The organism is Bacillus cereus group sp. BfR-BA-01349, assembly GCF_022663795.1.
Classification (GTDB): domain Bacteria; phylum Bacillota; class Bacilli; order Bacillales; family Bacillaceae_G; genus Bacillus_A; species Bacillus_A cereus.
On sequence record NZ_JAKUGE010000101.1, the window covers coordinates 1 to 2,795 of the forward strand.

Here is a 2,795-nt window from a genome sequence, read left to right on the forward strand (position 1 = left end):
AATGTGTAGCATCCTAGCCCGAGAGGGCTGGGGTAGCTACTAACCCTTACGGGTCGCGATAGGTAAAGCTTTGAAGTTATCTCTACTTTTTCCCCCGCCCCACACCGTGCGTGCGACTTTCACCGCACACGGCGTTCCATCGGTTCAGATTGATAACCCCTAACAAATTTAGTTAGTATCATCCTTATTCTTTGCCTCGCGATTAAGATAAGGTGAACAATGAGATATATTTCAAATGTGTAGCAGCTCACGGTATTTCTTTAGTTTCGGTAGTTTGTATAAGATACTGCCTTCTAAGTCCTTTTGATGTATAAGCTTATGGCATCTTATGCACATGGTGGCAAGATTGCTGAGTTTGTTGATTTTCTCTAAAGGTAGTCGATTATTAACGTGATGGCAATGGATGTTAGTTGGAATCAACCCCGTCTTACATATTCGGCACTTTCCTTTGTCGCGATTATATGCATAATCGCGATTAAGTATATATTCAAAGTTATAGAGTCGTTTATTCTTAGTTTGTCTAAGCATCTGATACAAGACCATTTGGTTGATTTGGTCGTTCGAATAAATGGTTGGTCTCATTTTCTTATCGACCTTGCCATGTCTTCTCGAATAAATTATCCTTCCTATCTGTGTATAGGGGGTCGTATCATAATTGTATAGGAGTGCTTTAGTACTAGGTGTAAAACTCATTTTGGTTAATCCTATCTTAACTCCATCGACTTCAACGAAGGGAACTTTGGTTTTATGCCCTTTATGCCTATCTTTACGATTATCAAGATTTTCAGCTGGAGTAAGCATTTTTTCGAATACTCCTCCACCATGTTTGTTCTTAATAGACTTGTAGAATGTATAGCGTATTTTGTCATCGCATCTAACGAAAATTCTAGCAGAATTTCCTATACGGAAATAATTACTAATACCAATAATTTTGGCGTTAATAAGTTCTATTTGGGCGGCAACATCGTGAGAGTTGGTTGTTTTCCGAACATTGTATGTATCTCGAAGAATTTCTCTCATTTTAGAGTTTAATTTCTTTTTGTTCGGTATAGCTTTTCCTGCAATACGGTTTTTCAGTCTCATCTTTTCAGCTCTGATGTCGAATCCTAGGAATTGGGCTGGCTTCTCTCTCATATCGGTAATAAATGTTTTCTCCTTTGATAATTCTAATTTGAGTATATGTTTGTAATACTTATCGATTTTAGTCAAGAGTGTTCTTGCCTGTGCTTTATCCTCGCATAGAATTATCCAGTCGTCTGCGTATCTAACAAGAAAACATTTCTTATGTTTTCTAACTACTTTTCTAAGTCCTGTACTGAAAGCGTGTTTAACAGTATAACGCGCGTAGTGTTCTTCGAACTCTTTAGCTATCATCCAGTCAAAGTTATTTAAGTATATGTTCGCTAACAGGGGAGATATAATTCCACCTTGTGGAGTTCCCAACTCCGTAGGGAAAAGTTGATTATCTTCTAGTACACCTGCTTTTAACATTTTCTTAATAATAGTTAGGAATCTCTTATCCTTTATGCCCATATTCCACATTATTTCAACAAGTTTATTATGGTTAATATGGTCAAAGAAACTTTTGATGTCACCTTCGATGGCTACGTACGTTTTTGACCTAGAAATGGTATTCAAGATTCTGCCTATCGCATAGTGACATGAACGATAGGGACGAAAACCATAACTATGGTTGAAAAACTTCGCCTCCGCTATGGGTTCTAACACCATTCTTGCTGTTTCTTGGATTATCCTATCTATCATGGCTGGGATTCCTAGAGGACGCTTTTTACCATTGCCCTTGTCAATGTAATGCCTTCGAACGGGTTTAGGTTTGTAGTTGTCTATGTGTTCCCAAATGAGTTTGATAAGCTGTTCCGTTTCCATTTGTAGGTAGTAGTTCACGTCTTTCTTGTCAATCCCGACCGTTTTACTCCCACGATTGCTTTTAATGTTGTGAATTGCCGTTTTAATAGTCTGCTTGTTTTTCATTAGTTCTATCATGCCATGAAAAGAAGAGTTATCTTCTTTGGCCTTTTTGTATATTAGGTCTAACTTATCTTGGAGCTGTGCTTCATTATCTATCAAATGTCCTTTAATCCTTATTACATCTCCCCATTATTCAAGCGATTGTAACGATGTGCTGTTTAATTCCCACTCTAGAAGAGGTTCATATAGACATTTGAAATATCCATTGTTATTCTGAATCGACTGGTCCCCTTCGCTCCACGGACATTACTCCGCTTCCTCACTACTACGAGACCGCTGCCACTTGCATTGTTTCAAGCAGGATCACACTCCCTATGGCAATGCAAGCTTCCCAAGTTCCATTTGTTCTATCCCTTATTTTACATTCCTTTAGGTGCCCACTTTACGCCGACGGTACTCACCAGTCTTGAGTAGCTCTAACATACTGGTTCAGCATAAACGGTAATTACGAAACCGATTATGTGCAAGGATTAGAATTTCGAACCTCTCCTTGTTCCCGTTATTCCTTCCGATTGCTCACGTTAAGAAGGGATTCCCTCACGACGCTTCAAGACATGGATTCCTTTCGTCACCATTGGGATGTTTTTAAAGACCACCGCACCATATAGGCATTAGTGAGTTGTGCCATCAGGTTACGACCTTACCTAACTTCAGACCCTAACTCGTGTGTAAGTTAGCGCATGTAGGGGTATCATGGCTAGGATTAATGAGCTATTATCCTAGAATGGGAGTTTCACCCATAAAATTCGAACAAATAGTTAGGCTGTGTAAGAGTCAGCCCCTCCATTTCACGCCGCTACGTTTAT

At 39.2% G+C, this 2,795-nt stretch carries 1 protein-coding gene; it reads right to left on the reverse strand.

Going from position 1 to position 2,795, the window contains the following annotated elements; translation table 11 throughout:
* Positions 1 to 231: 231 nt before the first annotated feature.
* Positions 232 to 2,088 (reverse strand): group II intron reverse transcriptase/maturase, encoded by a 1,857-nt coding sequence (gene ltrA / locus MR169_RS27830; RefSeq protein WP_242320382.1) that lies wholly within the window; start codon positions 2,086 to 2,088, stop codon positions 232 to 234.
* Positions 2,089 to 2,795 lie beyond the last annotated feature (707 nt).